General features: G+C 34.6%; 17 protein-coding genes and 1 pseudogene. 5 read left to right on the top strand and 13 right to left on the bottom strand.

What is annotated here, in order from left to right:
• Positions 1-619: 619 nt before the first annotated feature.
• The 8 genes and pseudogenes from HYG86_RS11545 to HYG86_RS11510 all read right to left on the bottom strand — a co-directional run bounded on the left by HYG86_RS11545 (position 620) and on the right by HYG86_RS11510 (position 6,526).
• A complete protein-coding gene (locus HYG86_RS11545; protein ID WP_213165715.1) occupies positions 620-2,266 on the bottom strand; it encodes a putative ABC transporter permease subunit in 1,647 nt (548 codons plus the stop codon).
• 6 nt (positions 2,267-2,272) lie between these two features.
• Positions 2,273-3,010 (bottom strand): ABC transporter ATP-binding protein, encoded by a 738-nt coding sequence (locus HYG86_RS11540; protein ID WP_213165714.1) that lies wholly within the window; start codon positions 3,008-3,010, stop codon positions 2,273-2,275.
• 67 nt (positions 3,011-3,077) lie between these two features.
• Positions 3,078-3,500: a hypothetical protein gene (locus tag HYG86_RS11535; RefSeq protein ID WP_213165713.1), complete on the bottom strand. Its 423-nt coding sequence runs from the start codon at positions 3,498-3,500 to the stop codon at positions 3,078-3,080.
• A complete protein-coding gene (locus HYG86_RS11530; RefSeq protein WP_213169246.1) occupies positions 3,490-3,702 on the bottom strand; it encodes a helix-turn-helix transcriptional regulator in 213 nt (70 codons plus the stop codon). Before HYG86_RS11530 ends, HYG86_RS11535 begins: the two co-directional genes overlap by 11 nt.
• Before the next feature lie 206 nt (positions 3,703-3,908).
• Positions 3,909-4,343: a Dps family protein gene (locus HYG86_RS11525; RefSeq protein WP_213165712.1), complete on the bottom strand. Its 435-nt coding sequence runs from the start codon at positions 4,341-4,343 to the stop codon at positions 3,909-3,911.
• A 222-nt stretch (positions 4,344-4,565) separates the two neighbouring features.
• Positions 4,566-5,723, bottom strand: coding sequence for a chromate efflux transporter (chrA, locus tag HYG86_RS11520; protein WP_246451759.1), 1,158 nt, complete (start codon positions 5,721-5,723; stop codon positions 4,566-4,568).
• 297 nt (positions 5,724-6,020) lie between these two features.
• Positions 6,021-6,113: pseudogene (locus tag HYG86_RS11515) on the bottom strand (acetyltransferase); the annotation flags it as partial.
• A 62-nt stretch (positions 6,114-6,175) separates the two neighbouring features.
• Positions 6,176-6,526: a TetR-like C-terminal domain-containing protein gene (locus HYG86_RS11510; RefSeq protein ID WP_246451758.1), complete on the bottom strand. Its 351-nt coding sequence runs from the start codon at positions 6,524-6,526 to the stop codon at positions 6,176-6,178.
• A gap of 98 nt (positions 6,527-6,624) precedes the next feature.
• On the opposite strand from HYG86_RS11510, the gene istA reads away from it, so the two are divergent.
• Together istA and istB are read left to right on the top strand one after the other, a co-directional pair.
• Entirely contained in the window at positions 6,625-8,205 is a 1,581-nt protein-coding gene (gene istA / locus HYG86_RS11505) for an IS21 family transposase (protein WP_213165711.1), read from the top strand.
• On the top strand, positions 8,202-8,963 hold the full coding sequence (gene istB / locus HYG86_RS11500; RefSeq protein WP_281391275.1) for an IS21-like element helper ATPase IstB: 762 nt from the start codon (positions 8,202-8,204) through the stop codon (positions 8,961-8,963). The genes istA and istB overlap by 4 nt, the downstream gene beginning before the upstream one ends.
• Before the next feature lie 48 nt (positions 8,964-9,011).
• On the opposite strand, the gene HYG86_RS11495 is transcribed toward istB, so the two are convergent.
• Positions 9,012-9,245: a TetR/AcrR family transcriptional regulator gene (locus HYG86_RS11495; RefSeq protein WP_213165710.1), complete on the bottom strand. Its 234-nt coding sequence runs from the start codon at positions 9,243-9,245 to the stop codon at positions 9,012-9,014.
• A 122-nt stretch (positions 9,246-9,367) separates the two neighbouring features.
• Here HYG86_RS11495 and HYG86_RS11490 point away from each other — a divergent pair, with 122 nt between their 5' ends.
• The 3 genes from HYG86_RS11490 to HYG86_RS11480 all read left to right on the top strand — a co-directional run bounded on the left by HYG86_RS11490 (position 9,368) and on the right by HYG86_RS11480 (position 12,120).
• The gene (locus HYG86_RS11490) at positions 9,368-10,615 is read left to right on the top strand and encodes a glycosyltransferase (RefSeq protein ID WP_213165709.1); all 1,248 of its coding nucleotides are present in this window, start codon (positions 9,368-9,370) and stop codon (positions 10,613-10,615) included.
• Positions 10,616-10,619: 4 nt separating this feature from the next.
• On the top strand, positions 10,620-11,858 hold the full coding sequence (locus tag HYG86_RS11485; protein WP_213165708.1) for an MFS transporter: 1,239 nt from the start codon (positions 10,620-10,622) through the stop codon (positions 11,856-11,858).
• Positions 11,859-11,919: 61 nt separating this feature from the next.
• Positions 11,920-12,120, top strand: coding sequence for a hypothetical protein (locus HYG86_RS11480; RefSeq protein WP_213165707.1), 201 nt, complete (start codon positions 11,920-11,922; stop codon positions 12,118-12,120).
• A gap of 234 nt (positions 12,121-12,354) precedes the next feature.
• On the opposite strand, the gene HYG86_RS11475 is transcribed toward HYG86_RS11480, so the two are convergent.
• From HYG86_RS11475 to HYG86_RS11460, 4 genes are all read right to left on the bottom strand, one after another.
• A complete protein-coding gene (locus HYG86_RS11475; RefSeq protein ID WP_213165706.1) occupies positions 12,355-13,557 on the bottom strand; it encodes an ABC transporter permease in 1,203 nt (400 codons plus the stop codon).
• 3 nt (positions 13,558-13,560) lie between these two features.
• A complete protein-coding gene (locus HYG86_RS11470; protein WP_213165705.1) occupies positions 13,561-14,244 on the bottom strand; it encodes an ABC transporter ATP-binding protein in 684 nt (227 codons plus the stop codon).
• Between the two features lie 130 nt (positions 14,245-14,374).
• The gene (locus tag HYG86_RS11465) at positions 14,375-14,647 is read right to left on the bottom strand and encodes a metal-sensing transcriptional repressor (RefSeq protein WP_213165704.1); all 273 of its coding nucleotides are present in this window, start codon (positions 14,645-14,647) and stop codon (positions 14,375-14,377) included.
• 24 nt (positions 14,648-14,671) lie between these two features.
• A complete protein-coding gene (locus HYG86_RS11460) occupies positions 14,672-16,045 on the bottom strand; it encodes an MATE family efflux transporter (protein WP_246451757.1) in 1,374 nt (457 codons plus the stop codon).
• Between the last annotated feature and the right edge of the window lie 13 nt (positions 16,046-16,058).

Genomic DNA, 16,058 nt, shown 5'->3' with positions numbered 1-16,058 from the left:
TCACAAACTTTCAATATTCTGCAGTCAATTTACGTTGTAATTTTTACTTAAAATACGCCACAAAATCATCTACGTTTTAAACATTTCAGCATCAAAACCATCCTAATAAAATACTTTCCCACTGGTCAACGCAACCGCTTGCACGCAAAAACCATAATACTACATATTTTTATTACAGTCAAACAATTTGTAAAATTTAATATTGTTAATTATGTATTAAAGTACGAGGTCTATGAACGATTTGATCACATGGTATCTACAAAACCTCAATATATATATCCCATTGAATGTCCAGTTGCAGATTCTGTGATAATATCTTAGTATTTGACAAGGGGGAGATAGTCAAAAAGGTAGCCACGAAAATCTGATGGAGGCCCCTGAAGGACTGTATCATAGACTTTGGACTGAGCAGGCAAGATACTATAAATAATGTAATAAAACCCATATGTACTTTTAAAAGTACTTATGGGTTTTACTAAGCTAAACTCCATGTTCTTCGACTCATTAAATGTAACTAACCTATACCCCTTTGAGATAATGATTTTAATACCTTCCATAGTTCTTAACACATTTTCATTATTATTGTACATAGACAGAAGGAAACAAGTGAACAATTTTTTTAGATTTCTAACTTCTTCCACACCCTTATAAAAAGCAATCTTGAAATCAAAAATGTTGTGGCTACTGTGGCACCTGAAAAAATACTCACAATAGTAGAATTTAAGATAGCACTAATATTGGATATTATTGGAATCCCAGACACAAAATCTTTAGCCAGAAGCAATGTTATACCTCCAGCAGATGCAAAACCATAAAGCACAGGAAATATTATAGTGATAAGATTCCCTAAGAAAGTATTATTTTCGAAAAAGTCACTTAATGATAATAGTTCAGATGAAGTATATATTGCTGAACTTCCATAAAGTATAAAAAACATACTCAAAATTGATAGTAATATCAAATGCATACTAAGACCATTTACTGCTGAATAAGCAATAATACCCCCGAGGCTTATGATGTAACCGGGAATAAAAAACATATTACACTGTATATTAAATACTTTTTTCCCTTCTAATGGCATAATCTTGAGAAGCCAGTAACGGTTTTTCCAAAGATTTTTATCCTTCGTTATGTCAGCGGGTATAAAGAGTATTGAAACAGCAATAATGTTAAATATTGATGCGATAGTTATTAGTAAAGACACGCCTATCAAGGGATTGTTCGAAAATAGACCACCATATATAAAAGTAAACACAGCGAGCAAATAGAAAAAAAGCATAAAAGCTGAACCCACAAGCATTTCATAATTTCTAAGTGCCATCTTCCATTCAGCTTTTACCCACTGGATTATTTCATTACTGCTGGAATCTTTGTAGTTATCAGATTCAGCCTCTCTCTTCTTAATTTGGGATTCAATATGCTGGTTTTTTGCCCACCCCTCGAAAAATAGCTTTCTTGAGCTAATAAATGCAATGTATACAAATAGTAAAGATGTAATCAATAAAAACAGTGTAGCATATGAAGACCACTCTCCAATAACCGCAGAATAAAAAAGTTTTATACCCCCTGTCACTGGAATTATATCAGATATCCATGGTTTTTCCAGAAATTCTATTAACCTTACAATATAAGTAGTAGATATATCTTGTACTCGAGTAAAAAGCACTGCGAAAGTTACATTTATACTAAAAGTAAAAATCGGTGTTACTATGTTAAATGTTTTTGCTGGAACTAATCTTAATCCTATCATGGCAACCATAACACCCATGGCACAAGGTATAATCGAGATAACAGTAAATAACGGTATTATTGAAATGTAATAAATCAATGGTGCATTTACCCATATTCCTAATGCCGCAAGAAAAGGGAAAAACAAAAAAAGCATAGATTTAGTACTACTTATTATGTGTTCAAAAAACTTAAACAAAAAGACATAGTTCAATGGAAGAGGAATTGAAATTAAATAATTCATATCAGGTGATTTATAAAATTTTTGCATAAAGGTACTAATGCTCTGAACGAAAGAGGTAAGGTAAATCCAGATAACAGCAACAAAAAAGAATACATTTAGCAATCCTTTAACCATCTCATCCAAAGTGTCTATGTTAGCAAAGACATTTCTATAAAGTATATTAGTTAATACTATCTGTCCAATTATGATTGCTGCTGCCGTTGATAATGCCTTCATAATTGCTTTTGTATCTTTCCACAAACTATTTTTCAAGACTAGAAAAAGCAATTGTATATACCACTTGATATAATTCATGTTACCTTAACCCTCCTTCTTAATATCAGTTATACCCAAAAAAATGTCTTCAAGAGTTGAACCATAGGCTTTGTACTTTCTTTTTAGTTCCTCAAATGAACCTTCTGCCAACAATTCTCCCTGATATATTATACCTATCCTGTCACATATTTTTTCAGCAATTTCTAGTACATGAGTTGTGAACAAAACTGCTGAGCCTTCATCAGCGTACTTTCTAAACAAATCTTTGGCAGCTCTTGCGCTTGAAGCATCGAGACCAGTTGTAGGTTCATCAAGAAAAACAACTGAAGGATTGTGCAAAAGTGCAGCGCAAATAGTAATTTTCCTACGCATACCATGTGAATATGTTCCGATGAGCTTATCAGCATCATTGGTCAACTGAAGCTCTTCTAGTAATGAATTAATCTTTCTTACTGTATCATTATTTTTTCTTTTCATATAAACATCTGATACCACATTTAGAAATTCCATACCTGTGAGTTTATTATATAGATATGGATTTTCAGGGACATAGCCAAAGTTCTTCTTGGCTTCTAGTGGCTGACTCACAATATCATAACCACATATTTTGACAACTCCCGAGGTTGGTTTTACAAGTCCAGTACATGCTTTTATTGTTGTTGTCTTACCTGCGCCATTATGTCCTAGAAAACCATATATCTCTCCTGGTTTTATCTTAAGACTAATATTCTTAACCGCTTCCTTTTTTCCATAATTTTTCACAAGATTGTTCACTTCTAACATAAACATTACCCCTCTCCTTAATTCCTACCTTAAACAGTCTTACAATAGATATATTGATCATGGTGCTCTACGTATTTCTTTTTTCCCACAAATGAATAATGATCTTATATAGAAAAAATAGAAAAAGAGTCCCCAAAAAGCTCACTGTAAAACCGCCTAGTATACGTCTAATATCCATCCCTATCTTTAAGAAAACACTAATAGCTGATAGTATACCTGTTAATAATGGAACTAGAAGTACAAAGTACCGTTGCTCTTTTTTGTTCATTGAAACAGGATAGGTAATGGGAATCCCTTTAATTGCTAAAGCAAAAAAATGTGCTAACGATCCAATAAACCAAACTAAAAAGAAGTCAAGTGTATCCATAAGGGTTTGGTTCAAGACAAACCATCGATACACTAACACTGCAAATATACCAAACCAAAAAATCGTATAACCAATACTTTTCGCTATTTTAACTTCTGCATTTACTCTCTCATCATTTTTCATTTACATCCTCCTCTAACCAAAATAATTGATCAAGAGACTTATTTAGAACTTTGCATAAATTAAGCCCTAAGGCTATGGTGGGATTATATTTCTCTTTCTCTATTAGACCAATTGTTTGTCTTGTTACACCTACTTTTTCAGCAAGTTCTTCTTGAGTGAGTTGTCTCTCAATACGGCTTAGCTTAATACTGTTCTTAATTATATAAATCACCTCGATTTTAATTTAAATAATGCAATATATATTACATTATAATTGTAATATATATATTGCATTTAAGCAAGAAAAATATGTATATTATGAATGAAATCAAAAAAAACACTTCTGCTATTAGTCATTCTTCCAACCAAATCCCAACAAAAAAAGAGACATGGAAACTAAATTATTCCCATGTCTCTTCATTGATTGGTTTAAGCCATCATAGACCTAATAAACCACAGTGTCTTGTTATAGCCTGCAACGTATTCTTCAAACTGTGCCACAGTCTCAAAATCCCCTTCTTCATCAGCTGCATTTCTAATTTCAATTGCTAGATCTTTCATTTTTCTTAAATCATCTTGTACTATCTCAAGTACCTCATCTGTTGTAAATATGTCTTTATCTAATTCTTTAATAGAAGAATTTTGAAGGTAATCAGATAGTTTCACCAAAGGCTTTCCGCCTTGAATCTTGATAAGCTCTGCCACATCATCAAATTTGCCGAAGGCGTCATTATACATAGACTCAGTAAACTCATGGATTTGAACAAATTGCTTTCCAACTACATTCCAATGTAAGTTATGTAGCTTAACATTAATAACTGCTAAGTTTGATAAATACTCGTTTAATTTTTTGTGATCTTTCATTATATCTTCATCCTTTCAAGTTAAATTTAATTACTTAAATAGTAATTATTATCATTATTCTAATATTACCATAATTATATGTTTATTTCAATACTTAATTAGAGAATTCTTAAAAAAATTCTAATTAAGTATTAAAAAGAGCTTAGCACTCTTGGTGGTTCGATAAACTTGTAAAAAGGAATTAGGTAAACGTAGGAGAACACTTGCTGTTTAACAAATACATTAGATAATGAATCCTGCAGCTATAACTCCCATTACAATAAATGGCGCAGGAACCTTTTTTGTAAGCAACAGAGCCACTGTACATAGCATAACGATAATATTGTCAATTAAAAATCCACTGTTTTGCATTAAAATTACTGCAGCTATAGTGATTAAGCCTCCTGCAACGGCTGTGATTCCTCTCAATGATACCTTGATTCCTTTAATCTTCTTTAGATTTTCCCATATTGGATAAATAAAGTAGATTAAAAGCAAGCCTGGTAAAAATATTGCAATACCCCCTGTAATTGCACCTATAACTTGAGTAAATGCACTCCCGCCCCGAGCTGCCAGTCCACCAGCATATGCACTGAAGCTAAACATCGGGCCAGGTAAACCTTGAACAAGGCCAAATCCAGTTAAAAACTCCTGATTAGTCATATATTGATTAACCTCTACTAATTCACTATACATAAGTGGTACTACTACTTGCCCACCTCCAATTACCAAATAACCATAGCGATAGAAACTCTCAAATAGGTTTAACGTTCCATTATCCCATACGACCGTAAGAAGAATGCTACCAAGGGCAAAAAATCCAAAGGCAAACAAATATGGCCAAGGTGGATTTAACTTTACGCTATTCCATAAATTCTTCTCTTGTGAAGTATAAATACTAACCACTCCACCGGTAACAAGGACCAACGGAAATATCCAAGCTTCTCTTATAAAGTAAGTGGTTATAGCTCCAAAGAATAATAATCCTAGAGTCAGCTTATCCTTTACAACTTTCCGTCCGATACGATATGCAGCAACAATTATGAACCCTACAGCCATGGGACCAATATAACGTAGCCCATCTTCAGATATGTTCAAACCACTTAAAAAATGACTTAAAAACGACAATAAAGTCATCACTGAAAGCACAGGCAAAGCCCATACCAACATAGTGAGAAAAGCCAATACTGGTCCTCCAATTTTATGTCCTATAGCCACAATAGTTTGTGTACTACTTGGACCAGGCAAAATACCCGTTAAAGCTATAAGTTCCACTAACTCCTCTTCGGTTAAATATTTTTTCTTTATGACCATTTGATCTGTAAAAACACCATAATGAGCTTCAGGTCCTCCATAAGCCCCCAAGGAACAGATAAATACATCCTTTAAAAAAGTATTCACAGGACCACTCCTTTTACAAATAATATCTATAATCTATATTTATACCATAATACTATATGAACAGGACTAAAAACTCAATCAAACTAGCTTTAATTTTTCACAACCCGTGGTTGCACATTAAAAATAGAGCGTATAACCACCACACTTCTGTGGGTATACGCTCATCATTCTTCAAACATCGTATTATTTTTACTATAGCAAACCTTGCAACACTCCACATGTGTTAAGAGGACAGGATAGCTGTCAAAAAAAATCTTCCAAGCCCTTTTTTTATCAAAAGACGTTCTCGGGAACATATCCAATTTTAACACCTGGCATTATGGTTACATTTTGACCTACCCACACATCATTGCCAATCACTGTGTCACCCTTAAAAGGAAGTTGTTCTACTTCACGATTGCATTTTGCTTAAAATAAATGACCTTAGATTTCATAGAATTCTAGGTATGAAATTATAGTGGCAAGTGCTTCATTATCCCATCCTCCATCAACCTGTGCATAAGACTAAACAGACTTTCCCTTGAAAGAGTCTTTTCTTTTATAAACCAATAACTCATAATGCCAATCATAGCAGTAAGTGTATATTCAAGAATATAATCTATTTCTCTTAAATCGATGTCAGGCTTATCTTCAAGCACTTTCATAATTGTCGGTTTAATGGAATTCTTTAACTTTCTTGCAAAAGCCGGATCACCTTTATCTCCAAGCAAGACTGAATAGTACTTAGCATTTTGTTCCCATACATTAAGAAATACATCTAATGGCATCCCAATTGTTCCTGTTAGTGTTGAAATCGGGGGCAATGTTTATGGTAACCTAAAATTACCCTAGTGTAACAGTTGAAAATTCCCCTAGAGGAAATATATAATATCCCTATGACATCATAGGGGAGGACAGGGGAGTGATTACTTTAATGAATAAACAAGAAATTATTTTATCAAATTTAAGAGATGGGGTTTCTCAATGGGAAATCCATAGAAGGACAGGCATTGACCGTAAGACAATTAGAAAGTATATCAGAGAGTATGAGGCAAAGAAGGCAGAATTAGTAGGAAATGAAATAGAAGATACTACTCTAATCGAAGATTTAGTATCACCACCAAAGTATAAGGCAAGAAAGCCAGTGAAGAGAAAATTGACTGATGAAATTATTGGCGAGATCAATAACTACCTAAAAGAAAATGAAGAGAAACAAAATACAGGTAGAAGAAAGCAGCAAAAGAAGAAGATTGATATATTTGAGTGCCTATCCGAGAAAGGCTATGACATAAGCTATTCAACTGTCTGTAGCTATATTAGAAAGGTTGAAAAAGAAAGTAAGGAAGCCTACATTCGTCAAGAATACTCATATGGAGATAGTACTGAGTTTGATTGGGGTTATGTAAAGTTAATAATTGGAGGAAAGCCAAAGACTTTTCAGATGGGAGCATTTGCAAATGCCATGGGGAACCACCGGTATGCTCACCTTTATCACAATCAGAAAATGGAGAGTTTCCTTGACGTTCATGTGCGTTTTTTCAAAAAAATGAATGGTGTCCATCGGACAGTAGTATACGATAACATGAAAGTAGCAGTAAAAAGCTTTGCTGCTAAGAATGAAAAGGAACCAACTGATGACTTACTAAAACTATCTCTTTATTATGGATTTAGATATCGATTTTGCAATATAGCCAAAGGGAATGAAAAAGGTCGAGTTGAGCGAAGTGTTGAGTACATTAGAAGAAAGGCATTTAGTAAAAGGGACACCTTTGATAGCTTAGAAGAAGCTAATGAGTATTTAGAAAAAGAACTAGATAAACTTAACTCAAAGCCCACAAAAGCAAATGGCGGGAAAAGCCCTAGGGAGGTTTTAGAGGAAGAACAAAAGCACCTCCTTTCCCTAATGCCTGATTATGATACTGCAAGAACAGCAGAGTATAGAGTTAGTAAATACTCAACAATAAGCATTGATGAAAATAAATATTCTGTACCTGATCACTTGGTAGGAAAGTTCGTTTTCGTTAAGATATATCCTCACCAAATCCAGATTTATTATGACCAACAGAAAATTGCAGAACATAAAAGAAGTTATGGCAACTTTACTTGGACACTTAATATTGAGCACTACGTTAATACAATAAAAAAGAAGCCTGGGTCCCTTCATTCAAGCGCCGCCATACGCCAAATGGATACCAAGCTCCAAAAAATATATCATAACTATTATACCGAAAATCCTAGAGAATTCATAGAGCTTCTTGAAATTATTGGCGAAAAAGGTCTATATCCAACATTAAAAATCATAGAAAGACTTGAAAGAATCAGCATAACCAGTGTTAGCACAGAGAAGATAAAACTGCTGATTAACAGAGAAGAGGAACCACAAACAAAGATTATTGAAAGGACTACTGATATTATTGCAAACTCAAAGTTCATATTAAATCACTATGGAAAACTCTTAGGCAATAATCAAGCAGCCTTTCAAAAGGAGGCTACGATAATATGATGCAGAAAGAGACCATTAAAAGAATTAATGAACTTTGTAAAGAATTGAAGCTGCCAGGAACTAGCAAAGATTATCAAGAAAGGATAGATGAAGCCTACAGAGGAAGTTTATCTTATGAGGACTTTTTAATTGACCTTTTAGAAAAAGAATATGATTTGCGGAAAGAAAATGGTCGTAAAAACCGCATAAGAAACGCTAAATTCCCCTACAAAAAGTACCTAGAAGACCTTTCCATTAAAGACCTACCTGCTGATGCAGGGGAAAAAGTTAAAATCTTCTCCACCCTAAAATTCATAGAGACAGGTCAAAACATAATACTAGCTGGAAACCCAGGGACTGGTAAGAGTCACATGGCCATCGGACTAGGCATAAAAGCCTGTAATGCGGGCTACAAGGTTTTGTTTACAACAATACCTCTACTAGTTAATGAGCTTAAAGAATGCCGCTCACAGAAGACTCTTAGAAGCTTTGAGAACCGTTTTGAAAAATATGATTTGATCATAGCAGACGAGCTTGGATATATATCCTTTGATAAAGAAGCATCCGAACTACTTTTTACTTACTTATCTTTAAGAGCGGGGAGAAAGTCGACTATCATAACAACCAATCTTTCTTTTGATCGCTGGGAAGAGATTTTCAAAGATCCAGTTATGACTGCTGCAATGGTAGATCGCTTAACTCACAAGTCTTACATTGTAAATATGAACGGTAACTCCTATCGCTTAAAAGAAACTCAAGACTGGCTAAATCAGCAATAATTTTTTTGCTCCTCTAGGGGAAAATTAAATTACTATTTAGAGGAATTTTCAGTTGACAATTACAGGCAACTCATCAAGAGAAGGAATTAGTGAGTTTTCAATTTCATCCAGTACATTATAAACATCTGTGAAGTACTCATAGAAAGTTCCCCGATTATATCCCGCTTTATTTGTGATTTCTTTAACAGTAATTTTTTCAATTCTTTTTTCACAATATAAGTTCCAAAAGGCATCCATGAGATTTTGTTTTGTCTGTGCAGTAATTTCCGTTCTTTTATTCATGATTAATTTACCTCCTTTTTAAATCCGACAAATAGCACAATATTGTTGGTTGATGATTTTTGTATAAGATTTTATAATTATATCATACAACATGATGTTGGATTATTCAAGGGGGTTAATATATGATTACTATTCTTTGTTCAGGTTCACGAGGAGATTTTCAGCCATATGTAGCACTTGCGCAGGAACTTAAGAAAATGGGAAAGGATGTACGCATCACAGCAAGTAAGAGCTTTAAGGGCTTTATTCAAAATTATGGGATAGATGTTTACCCAATTGAGGCTGATATTGAAACCCTTAATGTGGATCCGAAGCTTCTTGAAGCAGCAGGATCATCAGATAATCCCCTAAAGATGCTTTTGACTTTTAACAAAATGAAGGAATATGGAGTCCATATGGTAAACGACTACTACTCAGCTTGTGAGGGAAGTGAGTTGATTATCTATCATCCCGGGTGTTCAATTGGATATTTTGCAGCTCAAAAATTTGGAATCCCATCAGTCATAGCATCGCCATTTCCTATGCACAAAACAAGTGAGTACTTGTCAGTTGTTATGTATGGAAAATCACCTTCAAATCCTATAACTAAATCGATTAGTTACACTATGCTTCAAGGAATGTTATGGATGGCATCTAAAGATTCTGTTAAAGGCTTCTGGAAAGAAAAATTCGGAAAACTACCAGAAAATTTTGGTTGTCCTTTTGAAAAACACAATGACTTAATGCATCCAGCTATAGTATCATGCAGTAACTTTGTGTTTGAGCGACCTAACGATTGGAATAAAAACATACATCAATATGGCTATTGGTTTGTCGAGGAACCGAGTGAGTATATACCTGATACTAAGCTAACTAAGTTCCTGGACAAAGGTGAGAAACCTGTTTATATTGGTTTTGGTAGCATGACATCATTAGGAAAACATAAAGAATTAGCTGAGCTTGCAGTAGATGCAATCAACAAAACTGGTAAGCGAGGAATTATCTGCGGAATGGGTACTCCTCCAAACATAACTGATAACATATTAGTTATAGATAGTATCCCTCATTCATGGTTATTCGATAAAGTATCAGCTGTATGTCATCATGGTGGGGCAGGTACTACTGCAGCTGGCTTCAAAGCAGGAGTTCCTAGCGTGATAGTCCCCTTTTCAAATGATCAATTTGCTTGGGCGCATCGTGCATACGATCTTGGTGTTGCTGCAAAGCCACTTCCTAAAAAATCAGTCACGTCTAATATTCTTGCCAATGCAATTCAGTATGCACTGAGTGATGATATTGTAAAGAATGCAAAACACCTTGGAAGTAAGATTGCATCCGAAAATGGTGCAAGTGATTGCGCCAATGTCATAATGGAATGTCTTCGGAGGTAATTAAATGAATCAGTTAACTACCTGGAAGAAGCCATTCTTTGCATTATATTTTGGTCAATCATTTTCACTATTAAGTTCTAGTGCCGTTCAGTTTTCGATTATTTGGTGGATTACTATTGAAACTGGATCTGCGCTTGCACTTACTATTGCAAGTGTAGCGGGGTTATTACCACAAGCAATTATAGGCCTATTCGCTGGAGTTTGGATTGATAGGTTTAACCGAAAAAAAATAATTATCCTTGCTGATGGTATTGTAGCCGCATCTAGTTTACTTTTAGGTATTTTATTTTTTTTAGGTATACGTTCATTAACGCTAGTGTATGTAGTTCTGTTTGTAAGAGCTTTAGGGGAAACATTCCATAAGCCTGCGTTACAAGCACTTATCCCACAAATCGTGCCTCAGGATGAGTTGACTAAAGCAGGAGGCTTTGGGCAGATGATAAATACTGCATGTACAATGCTAGGCCCAATGCTTGGCGCACTATTAATGAGCATCACAAATCTTCAGTGGATAATGTTGCTAGATGTTCTCGGTGCTTTCTTAGCAATTGTTACACTCACGACTATAAAAACTCCACAGTTAAACTCAAACCGAACAGGTAAAATCTATGTCTTTCAAGATATGAAACAAGGGATACTTGCAATCAAATCAAACAAAGCATTATTGAGGCTTTCAATTCCAATGCTTATATCTACCATTGTTTTTGTCCCATTAGGAATTCTGCTTCCTTTGATGGTTCGTAATTATTTTTTTGGAAGCGCATGGCATAATGGTTTGATTCAAACGTTATTTTCATTAGGTATGCTGATTGCTGCAATGTTAATTAGTGTCTTCGGAGGATTTAAAAAACATTTTCTAATGATATCTCTTTTTACGAGTTTACTTGGTCTTACATCCATAATTGCAGGTCTAATACCTGCAAACTTACTTTGGTTATTTTGCATCTTAGTTTTTCTAATGGGTTCAACAGGTTCAGGATTCAATATTCCATTTACAGCGTATATCCAGAACTCTATCCCTCCACAAAATTTAGGAAAAGTCCTATCACTTATTACAAGCGTTATGAGTTTTGCAGCTCCAATTGGGATGTTTATTGCGGGCCCAATAGCTGAAACCATGGGAGTTAACAATTGGATGGTAATATCTGGAATTCTAATGATTGTAGTTGGAATAATAAGCTATGTTTCAACAAAAGAATTTGATATCAAGTTAGATCGTGAGGACATGATATATGAGGACTAGAATATTCAAGATAGTTTCATCTGGTATAATTCTTACAATTTCTCCTTTTGTAATAATTATTATGATAGGATTGCTATATGTGTCTTATTACATGCTTACCGGAATTCCTATAATTCAAGGATTCAAATCTTATAAAAATTTCATCTATGGCCTAGTTCCATATTTCCCTTATTTAACAACAGTTCCAGTTGCGATACTTGGAATATTGTTATTGAAAAAACACGCCATGCTCTCCGCCACTAAAAAAAATGATCAACAGTAGCATATCTAGCATATCTACTGTTGATCAAAAACTATAATATTAGAAAATAGGTTTAAGAAATACACGGTGTTACTTATAATGTATTTCTATTGCAACACCCAACTTGAGTTCAATATTGACATTATATCAAAGACAGTAATCTTCTCAATTTTTATAAAAGAGATTACAATTGTGGGAGGCATCTTCAAAAAAATTGTTCCTATACTATTTCCCCATGATATCTCCAATAAAGTATTACTCATGCCTTAAAGCTTCAACTGGTCTCATTTTTGCTGCCCTTCTGGCAGGATACAGTCCTCCAATAATTCCTGTTATAACTGCAATTACTATACCTCCAAACAAAACTTCTGGAGCAATGATAAGTGACATGTTGACAATAATAAATCTGGAAATAACATAATTGGCAATCATACTAATTGCTACACCACCCAAAACCCCCAGTATGCCCCCAATCAAGCTGATAGCACTTGCTTCTACTAAGAAAAGAGCAAGAATATCTTTATTTTTAGCTCCTATGGCCTTCATAATTCCTATTTGTCGTGTTCTTTCCAAAACTGACATCAACATAACATTAATAATTCCCAAGCATCCCACAATAAGGGCAATAAGGGCAATACTAATAACAACAGCTTGAATCATGAGGGTTACCATCCCTACCTGATCTACTACACTTTGGGCCGCAACAGCCGTAGTTAATCCGCTTACACCATGTACTTCATCTAATGTGTCTTCAATCTCTTCTTTGATCTCATAAACTCGATTCAAATTATTAACCTTCACCAGCATAAGCATGACATCTTCAGAATTGGTAATTTCTTTTACAATATCTTTGTTCATCAATAGTCGATGGCTAACTTCTACCCCAGCAAGATCATAAGCCATGACCCCAACAATGGTAATCTTAACACCATTTATTTTCAGTACATCATTAACTTTCAGGTCCGCATTAAGCCACCTGTTTATATGTTCCAATGTAGAAGTGCTAAGTATTGCTTCATTATTAGCTCCCTCTTGGATCAATCTTCCTTCTTTAAGTTCAACACTTCCTCCTAAAAATTCTTCAATTTCAGATGGGTTACCTCCCATTACCTCAACTGGGGCAGACATCCCTTCATATTCTGCTATGGCTATTTCAACCATCCAGGTTGATGTGGCTTCTACCCCTCTAATTTTTTCCACTTCCTTTGCAGATTCCTCTGTAAAAGAACCATAAGGAACAAAGTCTCTACCGGGAACTACATGTCCTGGAAGTACCCTGATAACATCTACAGTACCTCCAAGCCTCTCACCTACCGCACGCTCCATACTTTGACTAATAATAACTAAAGATATTAAAGTTGCAATACCCACCGCTATACTCATAAGGGTTAAAAAAGAACGAAGCTTATACTCTTTTAGATTCTTAAAAGCATTTTTTATTCTGTTTTTTGCTGTCATAATCTATACCTCCTGCCCAGGTTGGTTATCAATAAACTGTCCGTCTTTTATATGTAACACTCTATGAGCCATATTTGCCACCACAGTGTCATGGGTTACTAAAACAATCGTCCTACCTTCTTCGTTAAGTTTTTTCAACATTTCCATGACAGCACTGCCTGTCTTGCTATCAAGATTACCCGTTGGTTCGTCGCCGATAATAAGTAGTGGATCATTAATTAATGATCGAGCAACAGCGACTCTTTGTTGCTCACCACCGCTTAGCTGGTTTGGCTTATGATTCATTCTCTTTTCCATTCCCACCATTTCAAGTAACATACTTGCTCTCTGGGCTATTAGTTTATCGTCTTTACCTGCAAACATCATAGGAAGCATTACATTTTCAATGGCATTCATAGTTGGAATCAAGTTGTAGCTTTGAAATATAAAACCAATTTTATCTCGTCTTATTTCAGCCAGCTTGCCGTCATTTTCTTCTGAAATATCTATATTATCAATCAAAATTTCTCCCTTTGTTGGTTTTTCAAGGCAGCTTATTATATTTAAAAGTGTAGACTTCCCACAACCAGATGGGCCCTGTATGGACACGAACTCCCCTTTTTTAACACTCAAATTAATACCATTTAAAGCATTTACTTCTGTATTGCCTTCCCCATACTTTTTTACGAGATTTATCGCTTCAATCATTTTACTCTCCCCTTTTGTATGTTACTTCTTAATGATGTAAAATTATGTACTAATCCTAAAGCAATTCTAGAAAAACTATACCAATTAAATGAGTTTATTCTATTTATCAAAAGAAATTGTTATAAATTCTCTACTTAATAAACTTGTCTATAGCTTCACCCAATTTTTCTAATGCTTTATCATCTTCATTCTGTGCTGCTTCTATAATACAGTGATTGATATGGTCTTTTAAGATTAATTTCCCCACATTATTTAAAGCTGATTTAACAGCAGCAATTTGTATCAATATTTCACCACATTCCTTTTCTTCTTCTAGCATTCTTTTTATTGCTTCAGAGTGACCAATTACCCTAGCCATTCTATTTATTATTTGTTTTTGATTAGGGTGCTTGTGTTCTTTCATATTCTCAATCCTCCTTTGTAAAAACTAAGATATACTTACATTTTTCCATCTGCCCTTTATGTATCGTATCATCAGAATTACTCCTCTAACAGTTATATCCATAGCATAAGCAATCCAGACGCCTACTAAGCCATATCCTAATTTCATACATAATATATATACTCCTAATACTCGAATTCCCCAAATACCTATCAAAGATGAATACATGGGAAACTTCGTATCTCCTGCTCCTTGGAGTGCTGATGTTATAACTAGTGTAATACATAAAAAGGGTTGAAACAAAGCAATTATCCTTAGTACTTGAACGACTTGGTTAATAACACTTTCATCTTTTGTAAATAAGCTAGCAAGAAATGGTGCGAAAATATAAAAAATAGCTCCCACAACAATCATAAATCCTGTAGATAATAGATATGACATTAAACCAAGCCTTTGAGCTTCATTTTCTTTCTTTTTACCAAGGCTCTGACCTACTAGGGTAGCCGCTGCCACGCCAAAGCCCATGCCAGGCAAATAAGAAAAGGTTTCTATTGTGCCTGCAATATTATGGGCAGCGTAGGCTTCTGTTCCAATTTTTATAATCATGCCTCCATAAATAAGCTGACCTGATCTCATAATTAACCTTTCCACTGCAGCAGGTATACTAATCTTGGTAATAGAAGTCAACATTTCAAAATCAATTCTCCATTGTTCAAATATAAGTATATTAATTTTAGTGCCATTGCTATTGATTTTTTTTATTAGTAGAAAAACACTTATTAGTCGAGAAGTGGTAGTAGCCAGTCCCGCTCCTAAAATTCCAAAGCCACTAAAACTAAATACTCCAAAGATTAATATGTAGTCAAGTATTGCATTGATTATATTTGATACAATTGCAACTTTCATGGGTGTTTTAGTATCCCCAGCTCCTCGTAGAGCACTAGATAAAACCATATTTACACATAAAAAAACAGAGGGAACAGCAACAGTTAGAAAGTATGGCAAAGCATATTCAATTATCCCATACTCAGCTCCTAGTAGTAGCAAAATTCTCCTTGAAAAAATTAGATTAATACTACCGAACAGTAATCCTATCAATAAAGCCATTATTAATGACTGTTTAACTGCATGATTAGCTTTTTCATTATCTTCTGCCCCTATATACCTTGATACAACAGTTGTTGTCCCTATCCCTAATGCCAGAAAGAATGCAATATATACATTCATAGTTAAATTAGTAACTCCAACTCCGGCAATAGCTTCTGCACCAAGCCTGCCAACAAAATATGTATCTACTACGCCTATAAATACTTGTAATATGTTTTCAATCATTGCCGGAACAGCTAATAAAAGGATTGTCTTAATACTAACATAGTCTGACTTCTGTTTCTTTACTGCTAACATCTGCTCCTGCTTCATATAAACATTCGCC

The organism is Alkalicella caledoniensis (genome assembly GCF_014467015.1).
GTDB classification, from domain to species: Bacteria; Bacillota; Proteinivoracia; order Proteinivoracales; family Proteinivoracaceae; genus Alkalicella; species Alkalicella caledoniensis.
Note: the sequence above shows the minus strand (reverse complement) of the source record. Positions and strands in the feature narration are given on the sequence as shown.